General features: G+C 61.3%; 21 protein-coding genes. 15 read left to right on the top strand and 6 right to left on the bottom strand.

Features of this window, described 5'->3' with window-relative positions; genetic code table 11:
* Positions 1 to 68: 68 nt before the first annotated feature.
* The gene (locus DWF74_RS22435; RefSeq protein WP_115582474.1) at positions 69 to 797 is read right to left on the bottom strand and encodes an OmpA family protein; all 729 of its coding nucleotides are present in this window, start codon (positions 795 to 797) and stop codon (positions 69 to 71) included.
* A gap of 89 nt (positions 798 to 886) precedes the next feature.
* A complete protein-coding gene (locus tag DWF74_RS22430) occupies positions 887 to 1,576 on the bottom strand; it encodes an OmpA family protein (RefSeq protein ID WP_102861457.1) in 690 nt (229 codons plus the stop codon).
* Positions 1,577 to 1,766: 190 nt separating this feature from the next.
* On the opposite strand from DWF74_RS22430, the gene DWF74_RS22425 reads away from it, so the two are divergent.
* The 4 genes from DWF74_RS22425 to DWF74_RS22410 all read left to right on the top strand — a co-directional run bounded on the left by DWF74_RS22425 (position 1,767) and on the right by DWF74_RS22410 (position 3,501).
* Positions 1,767 to 2,264: a DUF6231 family protein gene (locus tag DWF74_RS22425; RefSeq protein ID WP_102861456.1), complete on the top strand. Its 498-nt coding sequence runs from the start codon at positions 1,767 to 1,769 to the stop codon at positions 2,262 to 2,264.
* A gap of 4 nt (positions 2,265 to 2,268) precedes the next feature.
* Complete coding sequence (locus tag DWF74_RS22420; RefSeq protein ID WP_102861455.1) at positions 2,269 to 2,745, top strand: YchJ family protein; 477 nt, start codon at positions 2,269 to 2,271, stop codon at positions 2,743 to 2,745.
* A gap of 63 nt (positions 2,746 to 2,808) precedes the next feature.
* Positions 2,809 to 3,294 (top strand): LEA type 2 family protein, encoded by a 486-nt coding sequence (locus tag DWF74_RS22415; RefSeq protein ID WP_102861454.1) that lies wholly within the window; start codon positions 2,809 to 2,811, stop codon positions 3,292 to 3,294.
* A 6-nt stretch (positions 3,295 to 3,300) separates the two neighbouring features.
* Positions 3,301 to 3,501 (top strand): SEC-C metal-binding domain-containing protein, encoded by a 201-nt coding sequence (locus DWF74_RS22410; RefSeq protein ID WP_007923047.1) that lies wholly within the window; start codon positions 3,301 to 3,303, stop codon positions 3,499 to 3,501.
* A gap of 48 nt (positions 3,502 to 3,549) precedes the next feature.
* Here the strand turns inward: DWF74_RS22410 and DWF74_RS22405 are convergent, their stop codons facing one another.
* A complete protein-coding gene (locus DWF74_RS22405) occupies positions 3,550 to 4,098 on the bottom strand; it encodes a cysteine hydrolase family protein (RefSeq protein ID WP_102861453.1) in 549 nt (182 codons plus the stop codon).
* Between the two features lie 265 nt (positions 4,099 to 4,363).
* On the opposite strand from DWF74_RS22405, the gene DWF74_RS22400 reads away from it, so the two are divergent.
* The 6 genes from DWF74_RS22400 (at position 4,364) to DWF74_RS22375 (ending at position 11,333) form a co-directional block, all read left to right on the top strand.
* Entirely contained in the window at positions 4,364 to 6,805 is a 2,442-nt protein-coding gene (locus DWF74_RS22400; protein WP_115581735.1) for a penicillin acylase family protein, read from the top strand.
* A 333-nt stretch (positions 6,806 to 7,138) separates the two neighbouring features.
* Positions 7,139 to 7,921, top strand: coding sequence for a transporter substrate-binding domain-containing protein (locus tag DWF74_RS22395; protein WP_102861451.1), 783 nt, complete (start codon positions 7,139 to 7,141; stop codon positions 7,919 to 7,921).
* A gap of 56 nt (positions 7,922 to 7,977) precedes the next feature.
* Positions 7,978 to 8,706 (top strand): ABC transporter permease, encoded by a 729-nt coding sequence (locus tag DWF74_RS22390; protein WP_102861450.1) that lies wholly within the window; start codon positions 7,978 to 7,980, stop codon positions 8,704 to 8,706.
* Entirely contained in the window at positions 8,703 to 9,413 is a 711-nt protein-coding gene (locus DWF74_RS22385) for an ABC transporter permease (RefSeq protein WP_102861449.1), read from the top strand. Before DWF74_RS22390 ends, DWF74_RS22385 begins: the two co-directional genes overlap by 4 nt.
* Before the next feature lie 23 nt (positions 9,414 to 9,436).
* Complete coding sequence (locus tag DWF74_RS22380) at positions 9,437 to 10,555, top strand: succinylglutamate desuccinylase/aspartoacylase family protein (protein ID WP_115581734.1); 1,119 nt, start codon at positions 9,437 to 9,439, stop codon at positions 10,553 to 10,555.
* A 13-nt stretch (positions 10,556 to 10,568) separates the two neighbouring features.
* Positions 10,569 to 11,333: an ABC transporter ATP-binding protein gene (locus DWF74_RS22375; protein WP_102861447.1), complete on the top strand. Its 765-nt coding sequence runs from the start codon at positions 10,569 to 10,571 to the stop codon at positions 11,331 to 11,333.
* A 69-nt stretch (positions 11,334 to 11,402) separates the two neighbouring features.
* Here DWF74_RS22375 and DWF74_RS22370 read toward each other — a convergent pair whose 3' ends face one another.
* The gene (locus DWF74_RS22370) at positions 11,403 to 11,615 is read right to left on the bottom strand and encodes a hypothetical protein (protein WP_115581733.1); all 213 of its coding nucleotides are present in this window, start codon (positions 11,613 to 11,615) and stop codon (positions 11,403 to 11,405) included.
* A 105-nt stretch (positions 11,616 to 11,720) separates the two neighbouring features.
* The gene (gene dcd / locus DWF74_RS22365) at positions 11,721 to 12,287 is read right to left on the bottom strand and encodes a dCTP deaminase (RefSeq protein ID WP_016965530.1); all 567 of its coding nucleotides are present in this window, start codon (positions 12,285 to 12,287) and stop codon (positions 11,721 to 11,723) included.
* Between the two features lie 352 nt (positions 12,288 to 12,639).
* On the opposite strand from dcd, the gene DWF74_RS22360 reads away from it, so the two are divergent.
* Positions 12,640 to 12,849, top strand: a complete 210-nt coding sequence (locus tag DWF74_RS22360) for a cold-shock protein (protein WP_002554837.1) — start codon at positions 12,640 to 12,642, stop codon at positions 12,847 to 12,849.
* 116 nt (positions 12,850 to 12,965) lie between these two features.
* Here the strand turns inward: DWF74_RS22360 and DWF74_RS22355 are convergent, their stop codons facing one another.
* Complete coding sequence (locus tag DWF74_RS22355; RefSeq protein WP_102861445.1) at positions 12,966 to 13,973, bottom strand: DUF481 domain-containing protein; 1,008 nt, start codon at positions 13,971 to 13,973, stop codon at positions 12,966 to 12,968.
* A 159-nt stretch (positions 13,974 to 14,132) separates the two neighbouring features.
* Here DWF74_RS22355 and DWF74_RS22350 point away from each other — a divergent pair, with 159 nt between their 5' ends.
* The 4 genes from DWF74_RS22350 to DWF74_RS22335 all read left to right on the top strand — a co-directional run bounded on the left by DWF74_RS22350 (position 14,133) and on the right by DWF74_RS22335 (position 18,905).
* On the top strand, positions 14,133 to 14,486 hold the full coding sequence (locus DWF74_RS22350) for an MGMT family protein (RefSeq protein ID WP_102861444.1): 354 nt from the start codon (positions 14,133 to 14,135) through the stop codon (positions 14,484 to 14,486).
* A gap of 42 nt (positions 14,487 to 14,528) precedes the next feature.
* Entirely contained in the window at positions 14,529 to 16,094 is a 1,566-nt protein-coding gene (locus DWF74_RS22345; RefSeq protein ID WP_102861443.1) for an AmpG family muropeptide MFS transporter, read from the top strand.
* 127 nt (positions 16,095 to 16,221) lie between these two features.
* Complete coding sequence (locus DWF74_RS22340; RefSeq protein WP_115581732.1) at positions 16,222 to 17,937, top strand: proline--tRNA ligase; 1,716 nt, start codon at positions 16,222 to 16,224, stop codon at positions 17,935 to 17,937.
* Between the two features lie 17 nt (positions 17,938 to 17,954).
* Entirely contained in the window at positions 17,955 to 18,905 is a 951-nt protein-coding gene (locus DWF74_RS22335) for a hypothetical protein (RefSeq protein ID WP_115581731.1), read from the top strand.

Raw genomic sequence — 18,905 nt, 5'->3', positions numbered from 1 at the left:
AAAATTCTTCCCGAAGCGTCTGTTTAGCGGCCCGATCGGCGAGGATCGCCGACCCGGACCGACTCGTTTCAACGTTGGAGATGCAGCTCCACGCGACGATTCGTCGCTCGCCCCTGATCACTGTCGTTATCCGCTACCGGCTGACTTTCTCCCAGGCCCTGGCTGCTGATTTTTTCCGACGCCACGCCCTGGCCAACAAGAAAGGTGACGACACTGCTAGCGCGGCGCTCCGAGAGCTTCTGGTTATAGGCATCGGAACCCTGGCTGTCGGTATGCCCGAGCACCTTGATGCTGACCACATCGGCATTGGCCAGCCTGGCCATCAGCCCCTGCAGTTGGTTACGCGCCTCGGCGGTCAACTCCGCGGAGTCGAAAGCGAACAGCACATTGCCCTGGTCACTGAGGGTGATCACTTCCGCAGGCGCTGCTACCTCAGGCTCCGGCGCCTTGACCACTGCCGGATACTCGGGCATCGGGCAACCGCGATTATCCACCGCCGTGTTGGAAGGCGTGTCCGGGCAACGATCGCGACGATCGAATACCCCATCGCCATCCTCGTCGCCATCCTGGGCGTAACAGATCAGGCCACCGCCGATCAGCCCCAGGGCCGCGCCTCCAGCCGCCCAACTACCACTCTCGATCGCTCCCAAGCCACCGCCGGCCAGCCCGCCGAGCAGACTACAGAGGGGCCAGGTGCGTTGGTTGAGGGGAGCAGTGCCATCACTGTGGGTTGCGCAACCTGTCAGGAGGCCGCCGAGCAACAGGACCGGGAAAACGGCCCGAGGAAGAAGGTTCATCATGAATGCTCCTGTGTCACCGGCAAGACCGGTCACACAGGAGTAAAGACTGCCATCGACGGCTGCACAAGCCGCGCAGGCAAAGGGTTTCAGCGGTTGATCTGGATCTCCGTACGACGGTTCATCGCCCGGCCCGCGGCCGTCTTGTTGTCCGCCACCGGCTTGCTTTCACCGGCTCCGGTCACTGACACGAAACTGTTGCGGGGGATGCCGTTGCTGATCAGATAGTCCACGACCGAATGGGCACGCTTGTCCGAGAGTTTCTGGTTGTAGGCATCGCTGCCGACGCTGTCGGTGTGTCCGGTCACGCGTAGCTGTGCAGTCGGCGCTTCCTGTTTCAGGCGACTCACGATGGTGTTGAGCTTGGTCTTGTCGGCGTCGGTCAACTTGGCCGAGTCGAAATGGAAGTAGACATCGCGGATGACGATGGTTTCCTCCTTGACCACCACGACTTCTTCCACCACCGGTGGCGGCGGTGGGCAACCGTTGGCATCGACCTGTACACCTTTGGGGGTATGCGGGCACTTGTCGCGGCTGTCCGGCACGCCATCGCCGTCTTCGTCGCCATCGCCTTTTACCCAGCAGTAGGCACCTGCCAGACCACCAACCACCAGTGCGCCACCACCCGCCCACGAGGCGCTTTCGGTGGCGCCCAACGCCGCGCCCGTGACGCCGCCGACTGCGGCACAGGTTGGCCAGTCGGTTTTCTGCAAACCTGCACAACCAGTCAACACACTGGTTAACAGAACCAAGGGTACTGCCGTCCGAATGATGCTCATCTGATTTCTCCTGAGGGATCGGCTCGAGGCCGATTCACGGAGTAAAGACTGCGCATTTCATCTGCGCCAGCACCGGGCTATCAGTGATTTCGCCCCGTAAATACGGGAGGTTCGCCGATTTAGTGGCGAACCGCTCTAGGCCCGAGGGTGCCAGCACGCTAGTCTTGGGCGTTCTGATCGAGGAGCGACAATGAGCGCCGGCATTTCTACCCGTACCCCCCAGCAGGCTCTGGCGGCCTTGCTGGACCGTTACGCCCCCCAACAGCTGCTGCTGATCGGCGCCAGCGACTTCCCCGCCCTGGCCGCATTCAAGGAGGCTCATCCCGCTACCGAGGTGGCTCAGGCGGCCCCCGGCCCCTTGCCTGCGGAGCTGGCTGCACGGCGTTTCGACCTGGCCCTGGCGGTGGATTGCCTGGAGCATCTGCCCAAGCGCGATGGCCTGAACCTGCTTGGGGGTATTCGCAACCTCAATGCCAGCCGAATCGCCGTACTGGCCGACCTGAGTGCCTGCGGCTGGCAGGAGACCGACTTTTTCTCACTGGCGCTGCAGGCCAGTGAACGCTTCCAGCGGGACGAACAGGTGCTGACCCTGTTTACCTATGATCTGCTTGAATACAAACAAGTGCCCGACTGGCTCAACGCTCGCTTCTGGGCGAACCCGGAAAACTTTGGAAAGTATTGGTGGTAACACAATGAGCGCCTCGATTTGTCCTTGTGGCAGCGGCAACCTGCTGGACGCCTGCTGCGGCCACTACCACGCCGGTCATCCCGCCCCTTGCGCCGAAGCCCTGATGCGTTCGCGCTACAGCGCCTATGTGCTGGGGCAAGTGGACTACCTGCTGGCCACCACACTGCCCGTACAACAGGCAGGCCTGGATCGCCAATCCATCAGTGACTGGAGCGCACAAAGCACCTGGCTGGGGCTGGAGGTAGAAAGCTCGGAGGTCTTCGGCGGTCAGCCCGAACATGCCTTCGTCACCTTCACTGCGCGCTGGCATGACAACCAGGGCGAACACAGCCATCGCGAACGCTCGTCCTTCGTGCAGAATCATGGACGCTGGTATTTCATCGACCCCACCGTGCCCTTGAATGCCGGACGCAACGACGCCTGCCCCTGTGGTAGCGGGCAAAAATTCAAGAAGTGCTGCGCCGGCTATTTCACACGCTGAGCCTTTGCAGGCCAGGCACCCCATGCCCAGGACGGGTACAGGGGGTTCAAAGGGAGTCTTGCAATGATCGGTGAACTGCGCGCACTACGGGCCGTCTGCCTGTTCGGACTATTGAGCCTGTCGGGATGCGCTTCCTGGTTCACCGATGAGGACCTGGCCCCTGCGGTACACCTGGTCAAGGTCGAGGTGGTCAAGGCCAACCTGCTGGAGCAGCGCTTCACCCTGCACCTGCGGGTCGACAATCCCAATGACAGCGACCTGACTGTGCGCCGCTTGACCTACCGGGTCTACCTGGAGCGTTTTCTGCTCAGCGAGGGCGAGCATGAACACTGGTTCACCGTCACGCCCCACAGCAGCCGCTATTTCAAAGTGCCGGTGCGCACCAATCTCTGGCCGCAGATCCGGGATGTGGTGAAACTGTTGCGCAAGCCCGAACGGCCGATCCCCTATCGCCTCGAAGGGGAGCTGGAAATCGGATTATTCATCGGCCAGGACGTGCACCTGAAGCGCAATGGCGTGATAATTCCCGGCGATTTTATCCCGGAGTAACCCGCAATGACCCAGCAACCTCATGTCCATGGCCCGGACTGCAACCACGATCATGACCACCACGATCATGACCATGGCCATGTTCACGGTCCGCACTGCAACCACGCCCACCAGGAACCCGTGCGCAACGCGCTGAAAGACGTTGGCCGCAACGATCCTTGCCCATGCGGCAGCAGCAAGAAGTTCAAGAAGTGCCACGGCGCTTGATCTGATCGCGCAAGAGGCCTGTCCGCGCACGTCGCCGTCCGGCCTCTCCTAAAAAAGCTGCGCCAGGTTCAACACCGTGGCGTACTCGCCGTGCAGGTTGGCCAGCGACATGTCATGCACCTCCTCGGCAGAACGGGCTCGACCGGCAAAGTCGCGCTTGTCGAAGGTGAAGCAGGCGTCGGCCACCACCCATACCGCAAAGCCCAGGTTACCGGCGGTTCTCGCCGTCGACTCCACCGAGTTGTTGGTGGCCACACCGACTATCACCAACTGCCCGATCCCCTGCTGGCGCAGATCCGCCTCCAGGGAGGTGCCACAAAAGGCATCCGGCACCTGTTTCTGAATCAGTCCCTCCCCCGTTTGCGGACGAAAACGCGGCTGAAACTCCACGCCGGACTGCCCGGGCCAGAACACCGAATCCGTCGAGCGCGACAGATGCTGCACATGGATCACCGGCCAACCCCGGGAGCGCCAGTGGGCCAGCAACTCGAGCATCCGCTCCTCTGCCTCGGGATTGTTTCGTGGACCGAGCCGGGGATGCAGGATGCCTTGTTGTTGATCGATGATTAGCAGCGCCGTGTCGGCCGGAATGGGCATGAAGCATTCTCCGTTGGAGCATCATTGAATTTTCCAACTTCAACATCACCTGCTGTGACAGGCAAGCCACTCATTACACACCGGACGACCTAATGCAGACGCTTGCTGTCGTGCCATCGTCGAGCATGAAACGACAGATGACGGCGCTCCGGCGCTGGCTATTTGTGGCGCGGTCAAGAAATACCTCCAGCCCCCGCTTGCGCGGCACTCGCCTGCTCACTAACGTAGCGCCTTTATCGACGCTACCCCCCGCAGGAGCTTTGCCATGGCCTCGCCAGCCCTCTCACATTTTCTTCCCCGGTTCGGCGTTGCCGCGGCAGTGGCCGGTGCTCTCAGCCTGGCCGGTTGCCAGTCCTGGAACTCTCAAAACAGCCTGCCACCCACCTCCGGCGTACAGCCCCTCAAGGGCCTGGCGCAGAATGTTTCGGTCAGGCGTAGCGTCGTCGGTGTACCGCTGATCGAAAGCAACAGTTTCCACGACGCGCTGTTCACCCTGGGCTACGTACACGCCAGCGATCGTATCGAGCAGATGGTCACCCTGCGCCTGCTGGCCCAGGGCCGCCTGGCGGAGATGTCCGGCGCCGAGGTGCTGGAAGTCGACCGCCTGATGCGCGCGGTGAATCTGAAGAAAAGCGCCGACGAGCTGTACAAGGCCTCATCACCACGGATCAAGCGTTTCTTCGAGGTCTACGCTCGAGGCGTCAACGCCTACCTGTTCCGCTACCGCGACAAGCTGCCGCCAGACCTGGCCGCCCGCAGCTACATGCCTGAATACTGGAAGGCCGAGGATTCGGCACTGATTTTCTGCCTGCTGAATTTCGGCCAGTCCGCCAATCTGTTGGAAGAGATCAACAGCCTGGTACTGGCACAAAAGGTCGGCAGCGACAAACTGCCCTGGCTGACCCCGAGCTACCCCGATGAACCGCTGCCCACGGCCGAGGCCGACAAGCTCAAGGGGCTGGCCTTGTATGTGCCGGGCTTGAGCGAACTCAGCCTGGCCGTCAAGCAGATGTCGACCCTCAACTCACTGGGTGTCACGGCCGGCAGCAACCTGGCCGTCGCCCCGCAGCGCGCTCGCAGCGGTCGCAGCCTGCTGGCCAGCGACAGCCAGATCGGCGCCTGGTACTACGTACAGATCCGCGCGCCGAAATATCAGGCGGCCGGGGCTTCGATCGCTGGTCTACCGGCCATTCTGCAAGGCTTCAACGGCAAGCTGGCCTGGAGCATGAGCTCGGCGATGGGCGATAACCAGGACCTGTTCCTGGAAAAACTCAAACGCCAGGGCAACGCTCTGTACTACCAGAACAACGGAAAATGGCAGCCGGTCATCGTTCGCAACGAGACCTACTTCATCAAAGGACAGCGGCCAATTCGCGAAGCGGTGTACGAAACCCGCCACGGTCCGCTGCTCAACAGCACCCTGGGGATCAACGCCAACAATGCCCTGGCCAGTGGCTACGGCCTGGCGCTGCAAATGCCGGAGCTCAAGGACGACAGGAGCCTGGATGCGTTCTTCGATCTGTCACGGGCCCAGAATGTGGAGAAGGCCTCCGACGCCAGCCGTGAGATCCGCGCCATTGCCCTGAATATGGTCTATGCCGATGCCAGCAACATCGGCTGGCAGGTCACCGGGCGCTTCCCCAACCGCCGCGAAGGCGAAGGCCTGCTGCCCTCTCCCGGCTGGGACGGGCGCTATGACTGGGATGGCTACGCCGACCCGATGCTCCACCCTTATGACCAGGACCCGGCGCAAGGCTGGATCGCCACCGCCAATCAGCGGGTCATCCCCCGCGGTTACGGCATGCAGCTGTCCAACTCCTGGGACGCTCCGGAACGGGCCGAGCGCATCGGCCAATGGCTGTCAGGCGGCAAGCAGGACAACCGCAGCCTGATTGCCCTGCAGTACGACCAGACCACCCTGTTCGCCGCCAAGTTGAAGCTGATGTTCGAGGCGCCGGGCATGGCCCAGCCGCTGAAAAACGCCATCGACGCCCTGCCCGATGCAGACCGCGCCAAGGCCCGTGAAGCCTACAGCCGGCTGATGGCGTTCGACGGCAAGCTCAGTGCCGGCTCTGCCGACGCCGCGCTCTACGAACTGTTCCTCCAGGAAAGCGCCAAGCAGACCTTCCTCAAACAGCTCGGTCCGGAGCCCGGCATTGCCTGGCAGGCGTTCGTTGCCAATGCGGGCCTGTCCTATTCGGCCCAGGCCGACCATCTTCTGAGCCGAGAAGACAGCCCGTTCTGGGGCGACTCGCGTAACGGGCAAAAAGAGGACAAGCCGGCCATTATCGCCCGCAGCCTGGCGGCGGCCATCAGTTCGGGCGAGCAACTGCTGGGCACGGACCGCAAGGCCTGGCAGTGGGGCAAGTTGCACAGCTACCGTTGGACCAACAGCAGTGGCCAGGCGATACGCGGTCCCTTGCAGGCCGGTGGCGACCAGAACACCGTCAACAACGCCGGCTATCGCTGGGGACAGGACTTTGCCATCACCACGACCCCGGCCCTGCGTTTCGTCGTCGACTTCGCGCTGAGCGAGCCGTTGATGGGCCTTAACAGCAGTGGCCAATCCAGCAACCCGGTGAGCCCGAACTACGCCAATGGCATCGACGGCTGGCTCAAGGCCCAGTACCTGAGTTTCCCGATGCAACCGCAGAACTTCGAACGCAGCTACGGCAAGACCCGCCTGACCCTGGTCCCGGGCAAGTAACCTCCCCGGCCGACACCGCTGGCGCATCCTGCGCCAGCGGTGTCGCCTCATAACGATCACTCCGCTCTGCAGACGCCAGCGCCCAAACCAGCGGACATCCGCTCTGCAGCGCCTCGTAATCCGCTCCCCAGCATCGCCGCCCCCTCTTGGCGCCGCGCCGCCCACACGCCTCCTTTCAGTGCACAACAGGCCTTGCCCAAGTGTTGCCAACTGCTTTTAAAACACTTGTTCGGGGCTCTGGTTCGGAAATTGCTACTTTCAATAAGTCTTATGCGTTCCAGTAACAGTACTCATGCGCCACAAGCGCTCATATTGGTTCTTAGGGATTGAATAATGAAAAAAGCATTGCTGACCCTTTCCGCACTGGCTCTGTGCATGGCTGCCGGCTCCGCGCTGGCCAAGGAATACAAGGAACTGCGCTTTGGCGTCGATCCGTCCTATGCCCCCTTCGAGTCCAAGGCCGCCGACGGTAGCCTGGTGGGCTTCGACATCGACCTGGGCAACGCCATCTGTGCCGAGCTGAAGGTCAAGTGCAAATGGGTCGAAAGTGACTTCGACGGCATGATTCCCGGGCTGAAAGCCAATAAATTCGACGGTGTGATCTCGTCCATGACCGTCACTGCAGCCCGGGAAAAAGTCATCGACTTCTCCAACGAACTGTTCTCCGGTCCCACCTCGTTCGTGTTCAAGAAAGGCTCGGGCTTGAGCGCAGACACCGCCTCGCTCAAGGGCAAGACCGTGGGCTATGAGCAGGGCACCATTCAGGAAGCCTATGCCAAGGCCGTGCTGGACAAGGCCGGAGTCAAGACCCAGGCCTATCAGAACCAGGATCAGGTCTATGCCGACCTGACCTCCGGCCGCTTGGATGCCTCGATCCAGGACATGCTGCAAGCCGAACTGGGCTTCCTCAAATCGCCGCAGGGCGCGGACTACGAAGTCAGCAAGCCGGTGGATGACCCACTGCTGCCGTCCAAGACCGCCATCGGTATCTCAAAAGGTAACAAAGAGCTGAAAGCGCTCCTGGATAAAGGTATCAAAGCGTTACACGATGATGGCACCTACGCCACCATCCAGAAAAAGCACTTCGGTGACCTGAACCTCTACAGCGGTAAATAACCTGCCGGCGCCCATCCTCGATGGGCGCCTTTTTTATCGCCACGGGTCACTGATCAATGCTCGAAGAACTTCTAAAAAACCTGGGGCTTTCCGCCTTCAGTCTGAAGGGTTTCGGCCCTCTGCTGCTGGAAGGCACCTGGATGACCATCAAGTTGTCGGTGTTGTCGCTGCTGGTCAGCGTCTTGCTCGGCCTGCTCGGCGCCAGCGCCAAACTCTCCAGCGTCGCCTTGCTGCGGGTCCCCGCCCAGCTCTATACCACCCTGATCCGCGGGGTGCCGGACTTGGTGCTGATGCTGCTGATTTTCTACAGCCTGCAGACCTGGCTGACCTCCTTCACCGACTTCATGGAGTGGGAATACATCGAGATCAACCCTTTCAGCGCCGGGGTGATCACCCTGGGCTTCATCTATGGCGCCTATTTCACCGAAACCTTTCGCGGGGCGATCCTCGCCGTGCCCCGGGGCCAGGTCGAAGCGGCCACCGCCTATGGCCTCAAGCGCGGCCAGCGCTTTCGCTTCGTGGTCTTCCCGCAGATGATGCGCTTTGCCCTGCCGGGCATCAGCAACAACTGGATGGTGATGCTCAAGGCCACGGCCCTGGTGTCGATCATCGGCCTGGCCGATCTGGTCAAGGCCGCTCAGGATGCCGGCAAGAGCACCTATCAGCTGTTCTACTTCCTGGTCCTGGCGGCACTGATCTACCTGTTGATCACCAGCGCCTCCAACTTCGTCCTGCGCAAGCTTGAACGGCGCTATGCCGCCGGCGCCCGGGAGGCCGTGCGATGATCGAACTCCTGCAGGAATACTGGCGTCCCTTCCTTTACAGCGACGGTTACCACATGACCGGGCTGGCCATGACCATGTGGCTGCTCACGGCCTCGATCTGCATTGGCTTTTTGGTGTCGATCCCGCTGTCCATCGCCCGGGTCTCGCCCAAGCGCTACATCCGCTGGCCGGTGCAGTTCTACACCTACCTGTTTCGCGGCACACCGCTCTATATTCAGCTGCTGATCTGCTACACCGGGATCTACAGCATCGCCGCGATCCGCGCGCAACCGCTGCTGGATGCGTTTTTCCGTGATGCGATGAACTGCACCATCCTCGCGTTTGCCCTGAATACCTGCGCCTACACCACGGAAATTTTCGCCGGGGCGATCCGCAGCATGGCCCACGGCGAAGTGGAGGCAGCCAAGGCCTATGGTTTGAGCGGCTGGAAGCTGTATGCGTACGTGATCATGCCTTCGGCCCTGCGCCGCTCGCTGCCCTACTACAGCAACGAAGTGATCCTGATGTTGCACTCCACCACGGTGGCCTTTACCGCGACCATTCCCGACATCCTGAAAATCGCCCGGGACGCCAACTCGGCGACCTTCCTGACGTTTCAGTCGTTCGGTATCGCCGCCATCATCTACCTGTGCGTGACCTTCACCCTGGTGGGCCTGTTCCGTCTCGCTGAACGCCGCTGGCTGGCCTTCCTCGGGCCGACCCACTAGGACTTGCTGCCGGGAAATCATCAATGCGCCACGAGATCCACGACCTGCTCGCTCCGCTGCCGGGCACCGCGCGCCAGGTCCACAGTTTTCATTTCGGCCCCGCCCAGGCCCAAGGCAAGGTCTACATCCAGTCCTCCCTGCATGCCGATGAAATGCCCGGCATGCTGGTGGCCTGGCACCTCAAGCAGCGCCTGACGGAGCTGGAAGCCGCCGGTCGCCTGTTGCATGAAATAGTCCTGGTGCCGGTGGCCAATCCGGTCGGCCTGGAACAGGTGTTGATGGACGTTCCACTGGGGCGCTACCAGCTGGAAAGCGGGCAGAACTTCAATCGCGGCTTCGTCGACCTCAGTGAAGAGGTCGGCAACGCCATCGAAGGGCTGCTCACTCACGATCCGCAGCACAACCTCGACCTGATCCGCCGACACCTGATCGATGCCCTGAGCCGTCAACGACCACAGACTCAATTGCAGTCCCTGCAACTGGCCCTGCAACGGCTGGCCTGCGACGCCGACATGGTGCTGGACTTGCACTGCGACTTCGAAGCCGTGGCGCACCTGTACACCACCCCCGGGGCCTGGCCCCAGGTAGAGCCATTGGCCCGCTACCTCGGCGCCGAAGCCTGCCTGCTGGCCACCGACTCCGCGGCCTGGTCGTTCGACGAGTGCTTCAGCCTGCTGTGGTGGCAACTGCAACAGCGCTTCGGCGAACACTTCGCCATTCCCTCGGGCTGCTTTGCGGTCACGGTCGAGCTGCGTGGCCAGGGCGACGTCAACCACGGCCTGGCCAGCCTCGACTGCCAGGCCATGCTGGACTACCTGACCCGCTTCGGCGCCATCGCAGGCGAGGTTCCGCCGCTGCCTGAGCTGCCCTTTCCGGCCACGCCGCTGGCGGCGGTCGAACCGGTGGCGACGCCGGTGGGCGGACTGCTGGTGTTCGCTGCGCTACCGGGGGAATACCTGGAGGCCGGGCAGTTGGTGGCTGAAATCATCGACCCGATCCATGACCGGGTTACCCCTATCCATTGCAACAATGCCGGGCTCCTGTATGCCCGCTCGCTGCGGCGCATGGCCACCGCCGGCATGGTGATCGCCCATGTCGCCGGCCGCGAGGCCTATCGCAGCGGCTATCTACTTTCGCCTTGAGGATGCAAGCCCCATGTACAAACTGACCGTTGAAGGCCTGCATAAATGCTATGGCGACAATGAAGTGCTCAAAGGAGTGTCTCTGAAGGCCAAGACCGGTGACGTGATCAGCCTGATCGGCGCCAGTGGTTCGGGCAAAAGCACCTTTCTGCGTTGCATCAACTTTCTCGAAACCCCGGACGACGGCGCCATGAGCCTGGATGGCCAGCCGATCCGCATGGTCAGCGATCGCCACGGCATGCACGTGGCCGATCCTGCCGAGCTGCAGCGGATTCGTACACGCCTGGCGATGGTGTTCCAGCATTTCAACCTGTGGAGCCACATGACGGTGCTGGAGAACATCACCATGGCCCCGCGTCGGGTGCTGGGAGTCAGTACCAAGGACGCCGAAGAACGGGCCCGGCGCTATCTGGACAAGGTCGGCCTGCCGGCCCGCGTCGCTGGCCAGTACCCGGCCTTCCTCTCCGGCGGCCAGCAGCAGCGAGTGGCCATCGCCCGGGCACTGGCCATGGAGCCGGAAGTCATGTTGTTCGACGAACCCACTTCAGCCCTGGACCCGGAGCTAGTGGGCGAGGTACTCAAGGTGATCCAGGGCCTGGCCGAGGAAGGCCGGACCATGATCATGGTCACCCACGAGATGAGCTTCGCCCGCAAGGTGTCGAGCCAGGTGCTGTTTCTGCACAAGGGTCTGGTGGAGGAGGAAGGTGCTCCTGAGGAGGTGCTGGGCAACCCGAAAAGCGAGCGCCTGCAGCAGTTTCTCAGTGGCAATCTGAAGTAGCGGCCGCGTAGAACGCCACCGTCCGCGCAAGATTGTCGCGGACGGGGCGACTGACGGTATCCAGTGAGTTCAAGCCACAGGCGCGGGCGGCGGCTCGTCCGGCAAAGTGGGCTCACCAGGTTCGGTAGGTTCTAGGGGTTGCGGAGAGTCAGGGTCGGGCTGACCGGGAATGCCGCCTGCCATGTTGACAGGCGGATGTGCCAGCAGGGTCCAGGCCAATACCCCAACCTGATTGGGTTCCAGCCTGGCCAAGGTGGCGCTGATTCGCGGATCTATCTTCATGGGGCACTCCTGAGCTGTGCCCGGTACGCCTTGCGCATACCGGAAATACACCCAATAGAGTGTGGGTGTGCTCAGGAATTCCCGCTATTTGTCAGACGGACGCAATCAGGTACGCGGCAGGGTCACGCCACGCTGGCCCTGGTATTTGCCGCCACGGTCCTTGTAGGAAACTTCGCACTCTTCGTCCGACTCCAGGAACAGCATCTGCGCCACGCCTTCATTGGCGTAGATCTTGGCCGGCAAGGTGGTGGTGTTGGAGAACTCCAGGGTCACGTGGCCTTCCCACTCGGGTTCCAGCGGAGTCACGTTGACGATGATGCCGCAACGGGCATAGGTGCTCTTGCCCAGGCAGATGGTCAGCACGTTGCGCGGAATGCGGAAATACTCGACGGTACGGGCCAGGGCGAAGGAGTTTGGCGGGATGATGCAGACGTCGCTCTTGATGTCGACGAAGCTCTTTTCATCGAAGTTCTTCGGGTCGACGGTGGCCGAATTGATGTTGGTGAACACCTTGAATTCATCGGCGCAACGCACATCGTAGCCGTAGCTCGACACCCCGAAAGAGATCAGCCGATCCGGGCCTTCGCCACGCATCTGGCGCTCTACGAAGGGCTCGATCATGCCGTGCTCTTGCGCCATGCGGCGAATCCACTTGTCCGATTTGATGCTCATGGCGGGTGTCCTGAAATAACGAGGTGAAAAAATTCTGTCCGGCATCTTACCGGGGCGCGGGGTCGGGTTCAAAGTCCGGGACGTTTTTCTCGCCTGACACCAGGATTTTCAAGGGTTCGGCGACGAACGACGGGCCGTCAGTCACGAAAACCGAGAAACCTTGGCCCTAGCCATTGGCACGTTCAGGAAAAAGGGTTAAGGTGGCGCCACTGTGCTGCTTGTGTCACTGAGAATCTCTACACGATGTTGAATTTCGATCCAACCATCTCCAAGAATTTTTCCTGCTCTTTGCACTCAGTCTCGGCCAGGGCTTTTCCTGAGTCGCAGTTAACTTTGTCCAAGGAGATACACCATGTCTAATCGCCAAACCGGTACCGTTAAGTGGTTCAACGATGAAAAAGGCTTCGGCTTCATCACTCCACAATCCGGTGACGACCTGTTCGTACACTTCAAAGCTATCCAATCCGACGGCTTCAAAAGCCTGAAAGAAGGCCAACAGGTTTCTTTCATCGCTACCCGCGGTCAGAAAGGCATGCAAGCTGAAGAAGTTCAAGTTATCTAACTTGTACTGATCCAGTAAAAAGCCCCGCCCTCAACAGCGGGGCTTTTTTGTGCCCGCAGGTTATTGCGGCGTTCAGCCAAGGCGCATCCTCGCGAATGCACCTGGCTGGTACCCCGTTACCAGGTCACGCCAAAGCCCACGGTATAGCGGGTCTTATCCAGGTCGCTGTCCTCGGTACCGCGGATCAGGTCCTTTTCCGCCTTGAGGTTGAGCGACGCCCAGTCCGTGACCTTGTAGCGCAGCCCCATCTCCGCATCCAGCGCGTAATCGGCGACGCCGGAAAACGGCCTGCCCACTTCGCCATTAGTGAAGAACTCCACCCGCTTGCCGATCAGGTAACGGTTGTAATCCCACTTCATCGCCAGTGAGTAGAAGCTGTCCGTACCGCCATCGGCGTACTCGTAATCCGTGCGGTTGAGCAGCGAGCCCAAGGAGAACGCCCCCAGCTCATCGTCCCAAAACTGGTAGCCGGGACCCGTACCCACCACCCGTTGCCGCGCAAGATCTTCTACTTTGTCGCGCTTGTAGGTCAGGCGTCCTTCCCAGAACCACTTCTCGGTAATGAAGCGGTCCAGAGCGTACTCGGCATTCCAGTTGTCGGTAGTCACCACCTGATTCTGGAACTCACGGTTGTACTCACCCTGGGCGTTGTGACGCCAAGCACCATGGCGCGCCGAAGTCTTGAAGTCGATGTCATAGTCATCGGTGTCCTTTTCAGCACGCTTGTAATCCATGGCCACGTCGACATTGCCCTTCCAGACCACATCCTCCACCAGCGGCTTGGGTTTCATGATCTGCTGGATACTGGCCAACTCCACAGTCTTGGGCGCCTCACCGTTGACCAGGACAACCTTGCCCTCCTCCGCCGCCTGCAGCGACTTGGCCTTTTCCCCGGTGTAGGCATCCTGTTTGACCAGCAACTCCTGATCGCTTTCCAGGGTTTTGACCTGCTTCCAATCAATGGAAATGGCGCCACCGTAATCGGTCTGGATCAACAGCTTACCGCCGTCGAAAACCTTGATCTTGCCGCTCAACCGGTCACCGTTCTTCAACCAGACGGTATCGGCCAGAGCAGGCATGGAGGCGCTGAGCACCGCGAAACACAACAACGTTCTAGGCAACATAGGTAATACAGGGCTCGATCTTGCGAAAAAAAACGGCATTATTCCTGCTGAACACGCCTTAGTCAGGACTGACCCGGGTATTGAGAGTGAGTTCAATATGCATCCCCCCCTCATCCCCTGAACCGACCAACGCCTCTTCATTGATCTGGAACCGCGAATGTGACCGAACACGGCGAAGACTCGCAAAACCCCGCGCAAATCCGACGCACGGCGCTGTACCTGACCCTGGCCCAAGTCCCCGAAGGCAAGGTCGTCAGCTATGGCCAACTGGCAGAAATGGCCGGCCTGGGCCGGGCCGCGCGCTGGGTTGGACGCACCCTCAGTCAGCTACCCGCCGATACCAGCCTGCCCTGGCACCGGGTACTCGGTGCTGGCGGCCGCATCAGCCTGCCCGTCGGTAGCCCATCAGGCGACGAGCAGCGCGCCAGACTGCGCGGCGAAGGCGTGTCTATCCTGAACAATCGCGTGGATATTCAGCGCCATGGCTGGCGCCCGGTAGAGCACAGCGGTTAGAGTGCGCGCTTTGTTTCCGTAATCTGAGGCAGACTTCAGCCCATGCCCCGTAAAACCTGGCGCGCCGCACTTGCCGCCTATGCCAGCCCCTCGACGCTCGTGCTGTTGCTGCTTGGTTTCGCTGCCGGCATGCCTTACATGCTGGTGTTCTCGACTCTTTCGGTGTGGTTGCGCGAGGCCGGTGTGGCCCGCGAAACCATCGGCTACGCCAGCCTGATCGGTTTGGCCTATGCCTTTAAATGGGTGTGGTCGCCACTGCTCGACCAATGGCGCCTGCCTCTATTAGGCAAGCTCGGCCGACGCCGCTCCTGGCTGGTACTGGCCCAGGTCCTGGTGATTCTCGGCCTGATCGGCATGGGCTTCTGCGACCCGCAAAAACACCTGTCTTGGTTGATCGCCATTGCGGTGGTCGTGGCCTTTGCCTCGGCGACCCAGGACATCGCCATCGACGCCTATCGCCTGGAAATCGCCGACGACAGTCGACAAGCCGCGCTGGCCGCCAGCTACATGTCCGGCTACCGGGTCGCGGTACTGCTGGCCACCGCCGGCGCGCTGTTCTTCGCCGAAGGCTTTGGCTCCACCGGCTTCAGCTACAAACATTCGGCCTGGACCGGTACCTACGTGCTGTTCGGCGTGCTGATGATTCCAGCACTGCTCACCACCCTGCTGATGCGTGAACCAGCAGTTCCATTGCGCACTCAACTGTCGGCAGGGCGCTACAGCTTCGCCCACCAGTTGATCTCGGTGTTCGTCCTGATCGTGCTTCTGGTTTCAGTGCCTGCCACCTTTACCCAGCTGTACAACACCGACTTCGCCAGCGTGATCTTCGACGGCGTCAGCCTGCTGGACCTGCTGCTGGAAGACCGGGCCTTCCTGCGGGCGATCCTCTACATCACCCTCAGCACCCTGTGCCTGTCGGCGATGGGCCGTCGAGGCCTGGCGCCGGTGCTGACCCCGGTGAACGACTTCATCCTGCGCTACCGCTGGCAAGCCTTCCTGCTACTGGGTCTGATCGCCACCTATCGCATGTCGGACACGGTCATGGGCGTGATGGCCAATGTTTTCTATATCGACCAGGGTTTCACCAAGGACCAGATTGCCGGGGTCAGCAAGATCTTCGGCCTGATCATGACCCTGCTTGGGGCCGGCATGGGCGGCCTGCTGATCGTGCGCTTCGGCATCCTGCCGATCCTGTTCATCGGCGGTGCCGCGTCCGCCGGCACCAACCTGCTGTTCCTCATGCTCGCCGACATGGGCCCGAACCTGAAAATGCTGATTGCCACCATTTCCCTGGACAATTTCAGTTCGGGAATGGCCACTTCCGCCTTCGTCGCCTACCTGTCGAGCCTGACCAACCTCAAGTTCTCGGCCACTCAGTACGCCCTGCTCAGCTCCATCATGCTGCTGCTTCCGCGCCTGATCGGCGGCTATTCCGGAGTCATGGTGGAAAAATACGGCTATCACGACTTCTTCCTCATCACCGCAATACTCGGGGTGCCGACCCTGATTCTGATCGCCATTCACTGGTTCCAGGAGAGCCGCCGCGACGGACCGAAAGACCCGTCGGAGCAGCCCGCCAAGGGCGCTGTCGTGGGCGAGGAATCCTAGAAAATCCCGGGAGTTGCGGCTTTTCTCCGCGGCTCCCGTCCCCTCAAAGCGCAATCCTGTACGCCAGCGGAACTCGCCCGTACAATGCTCCGTCACTTCCAGTCTAAGCAACCGACAACGGCCTACCATGCGTACCAGTCAATATTTGCTCGCCACACAGAAAGAAACGCCTTCCGACGCGGTCGTGATCAGCCACCAGCTGATGCTGCGCGCCGGCATGATCCGTAAACTGGCTTCCGGCCTGTACACCTGGCTGCCGATGGGCTTGCGAGTGATGCGCAAGGTTGAAGCCATCGTTCGCGAAGAAATGAACGCCGCGGGCGCGCTTGAAGTGTTGATGCCGAGCACTCAACCGGCTGAGCTGTGGCAGGAATCCGGTCGCTGGGAAGAGTACGGCCCTGAGCTGCTGCGCTTCAAAGACCGGCACGGTCGCGATTTCTGCGCCGGCCCGACCCACGAAGAAGTGATCACCGATCTGGCCCGCAACGAGCTGAGCAGCTACAAGCAGCTGCCGCTGAACCTGTACCAGATCCAGACCAAATTCCGCGATGAAATCCGCCCACGCTTCGGTCTGATGCGCGGCCGCGAGTTCATCATGAAGGACGCCTACTCCTTCCACGCCGACCAGGCGTCCTTGCAGGTCACCTACGACCGCATGCACCAGGCTTATTGCAACGTCTTCACCCGCCTGGGCCTGAAGTTCCGCCCGGTTGAAGCAGACAACGGTTCCATCGGCGGCGCCGGTTCCCACGAATTCCACGTACTGGCCGAGTCCGGCGAAGACGATATCGTCTTCAGCAACGGTTCCGACTACGCAGCGAACATCGAGAAGGCTGAAGCCGTGCCGCGCGAAACCTCGCGCCCGGCTCCGACCGAAGAGATGCGCCTGGTTGACACCCCTGACGCGAAAACCATTGCCCATCTGGTGGAAGGCTACAACCTGCCGATCGAGAAGACCGTCAAGACCCTGGTGGTGCATGCCGAAGAAGCCGGCAAGCTGATCGCCCTGATCATCCGTGGCGACCACGAACTGAACGAAATCAAGGCCGCCAACCAGCCTGGCGTTGCCAGCCCGCTGGTCATGGCCTCCGAAGCTGAACTGCGTGACGCCATCGGCGCCGGCGCCGGCTCCCTGGGCCCGGTGAACCTGCCACTGCCGATCATCATCGACCGCTCGGTGGCGCTGATGAGCGACTTCGGCGTCGGTGCCAACATCGACGACAAGCACTACTTCGGCGTCAACTGGGAACGCGACCTGCCGGTTCCGACTGTTGCCGACCTGCGCAACGTGGTGGCCGGCGACCCGAGCCCGGACGGCAAGGGCACCCTGGAAATCAAGCGCGGCATCGAGGTCGGGCACATCTTCCAGCTGGGCAACAAGTACAGCAAGGCGATGAAGTGCGAAGTGCTGGGCGAGAACGGCAAGCCAGTGACCCTGGAAATGGGCTGCTACGGCATTGGCGTGTCCCGCGTGGTGGCGGCCGCCATCGAGCAGAACAACGATGAAAACGGCATCATCTGGAGCGATACCCTGGCGCCGTTCCAGATCGCCCTGGTTCCGCTGCGCTACGAAACCGAGCAGGTTCGCGAAGCCACCGACAAACTCTACGCAGAACTGACTGCCGCCGGTTTCGAAGTGCTGCTGGACGACCGCGACAAGAAAACCAGCCCGGGCATCAAGTTCGCGGACATGGAGCTGATCGGCATTCCTCACCGGATCGTGGTCAGTGACCGCGGCCTCGCCGAAGGCAACCTGGAATACAAGAGCCGTACCGAAGCCCAGGCACAAGCGCTGCCCGTGGCCGACGTCCTGTCCTTCCTCCAAGCCCGTATCCGTCGCTGAAACCAGATAGAGAAGTCATGTTCAAGCGAAACACCTTAAGCCTCGGGGGCGCCGCTCTATGCGGCGCCCTGCTGGTCAGCGGCTGCGCCAACCAGATGTCGCAACGCAGCGAACACGAGGAACGCGTCGAGCGCAAACTGCTCGACCACAGCCTGCAGATCGATGTCGGTGAGCCTAAGGTGCTTGAGCTGCCGCAACGCCGGGTACGCATCCACGAGCAGAAGACCTTCGAAGTGACCGAGTTCGAGGTCACTCGGCGCTACGATCGCTATACGCCTTATCAACCCTGGCGGGAAATCTACGAGATCCCGCTGGGCGCGGTAGCCCTGGTGGCCGGCGTCGGCGCCAATGTGGTCAACGTGTTTGCCCTGGGCAACCTGCCGGACAGCGTCACCAAGGACTGGGTCAGCTATGGCGTGTCCGGGCTCAACCCGTTCATGAACATGCCGTCCCACGGTCGGGCTCAGCAGAACCTGGCAGCCATCGATGAAGTCCAGCGTGACAAGCGCCTGGAGTATTCGAGCCTGCCCTGGAGCGAGCGCCCGGTGCAGGTCAAGGCCGGCAGGCAAACCTACGACATGAGCACCGATCGTAATGGCGTGCTGCGCTTGAACCTGCTGGACGCGCCATTCTCCGAACAGGACCTGAACCACATCGGCAAGTTGCAGATCAGTGTCGAGGATGCTCAGGACGAAGTGCATTCCGACTCGTCCCTGAGCCTGAGCAGCAGCCTGCGCGGCAAGCTACTGGAAGCCCATGCACTGATTTACGACGATCTGGAAGATGACGAAGTAAGCCAGTGGGTACACCGGGTCAAGCGCCTGTCGGAGTTGGGTCTGGAAGAAGAGGCCAGCGAGCTGGAGCAGAGCCTGATCGAGCTGACACGCAACGATCCGGAATTGCAGAGCGAGTTCCTCAAGTCCCTGACCAAGAACGCCGGCCGCCTGGTCGCCGATCCCGGTCACTGA

Origin of the sequence: Pseudomonas protegens, assembly GCF_003363755.1 — a bacterium.
Taxonomy (GTDB): domain Bacteria; phylum Pseudomonadota; class Gammaproteobacteria; order Pseudomonadales; family Pseudomonadaceae; genus Aquipseudomonas; species Aquipseudomonas danubii.
The sequence above is the reverse complement of the archived record's forward strand: the minus strand, read 5'-3'. Positions and strand labels throughout refer to the sequence as shown.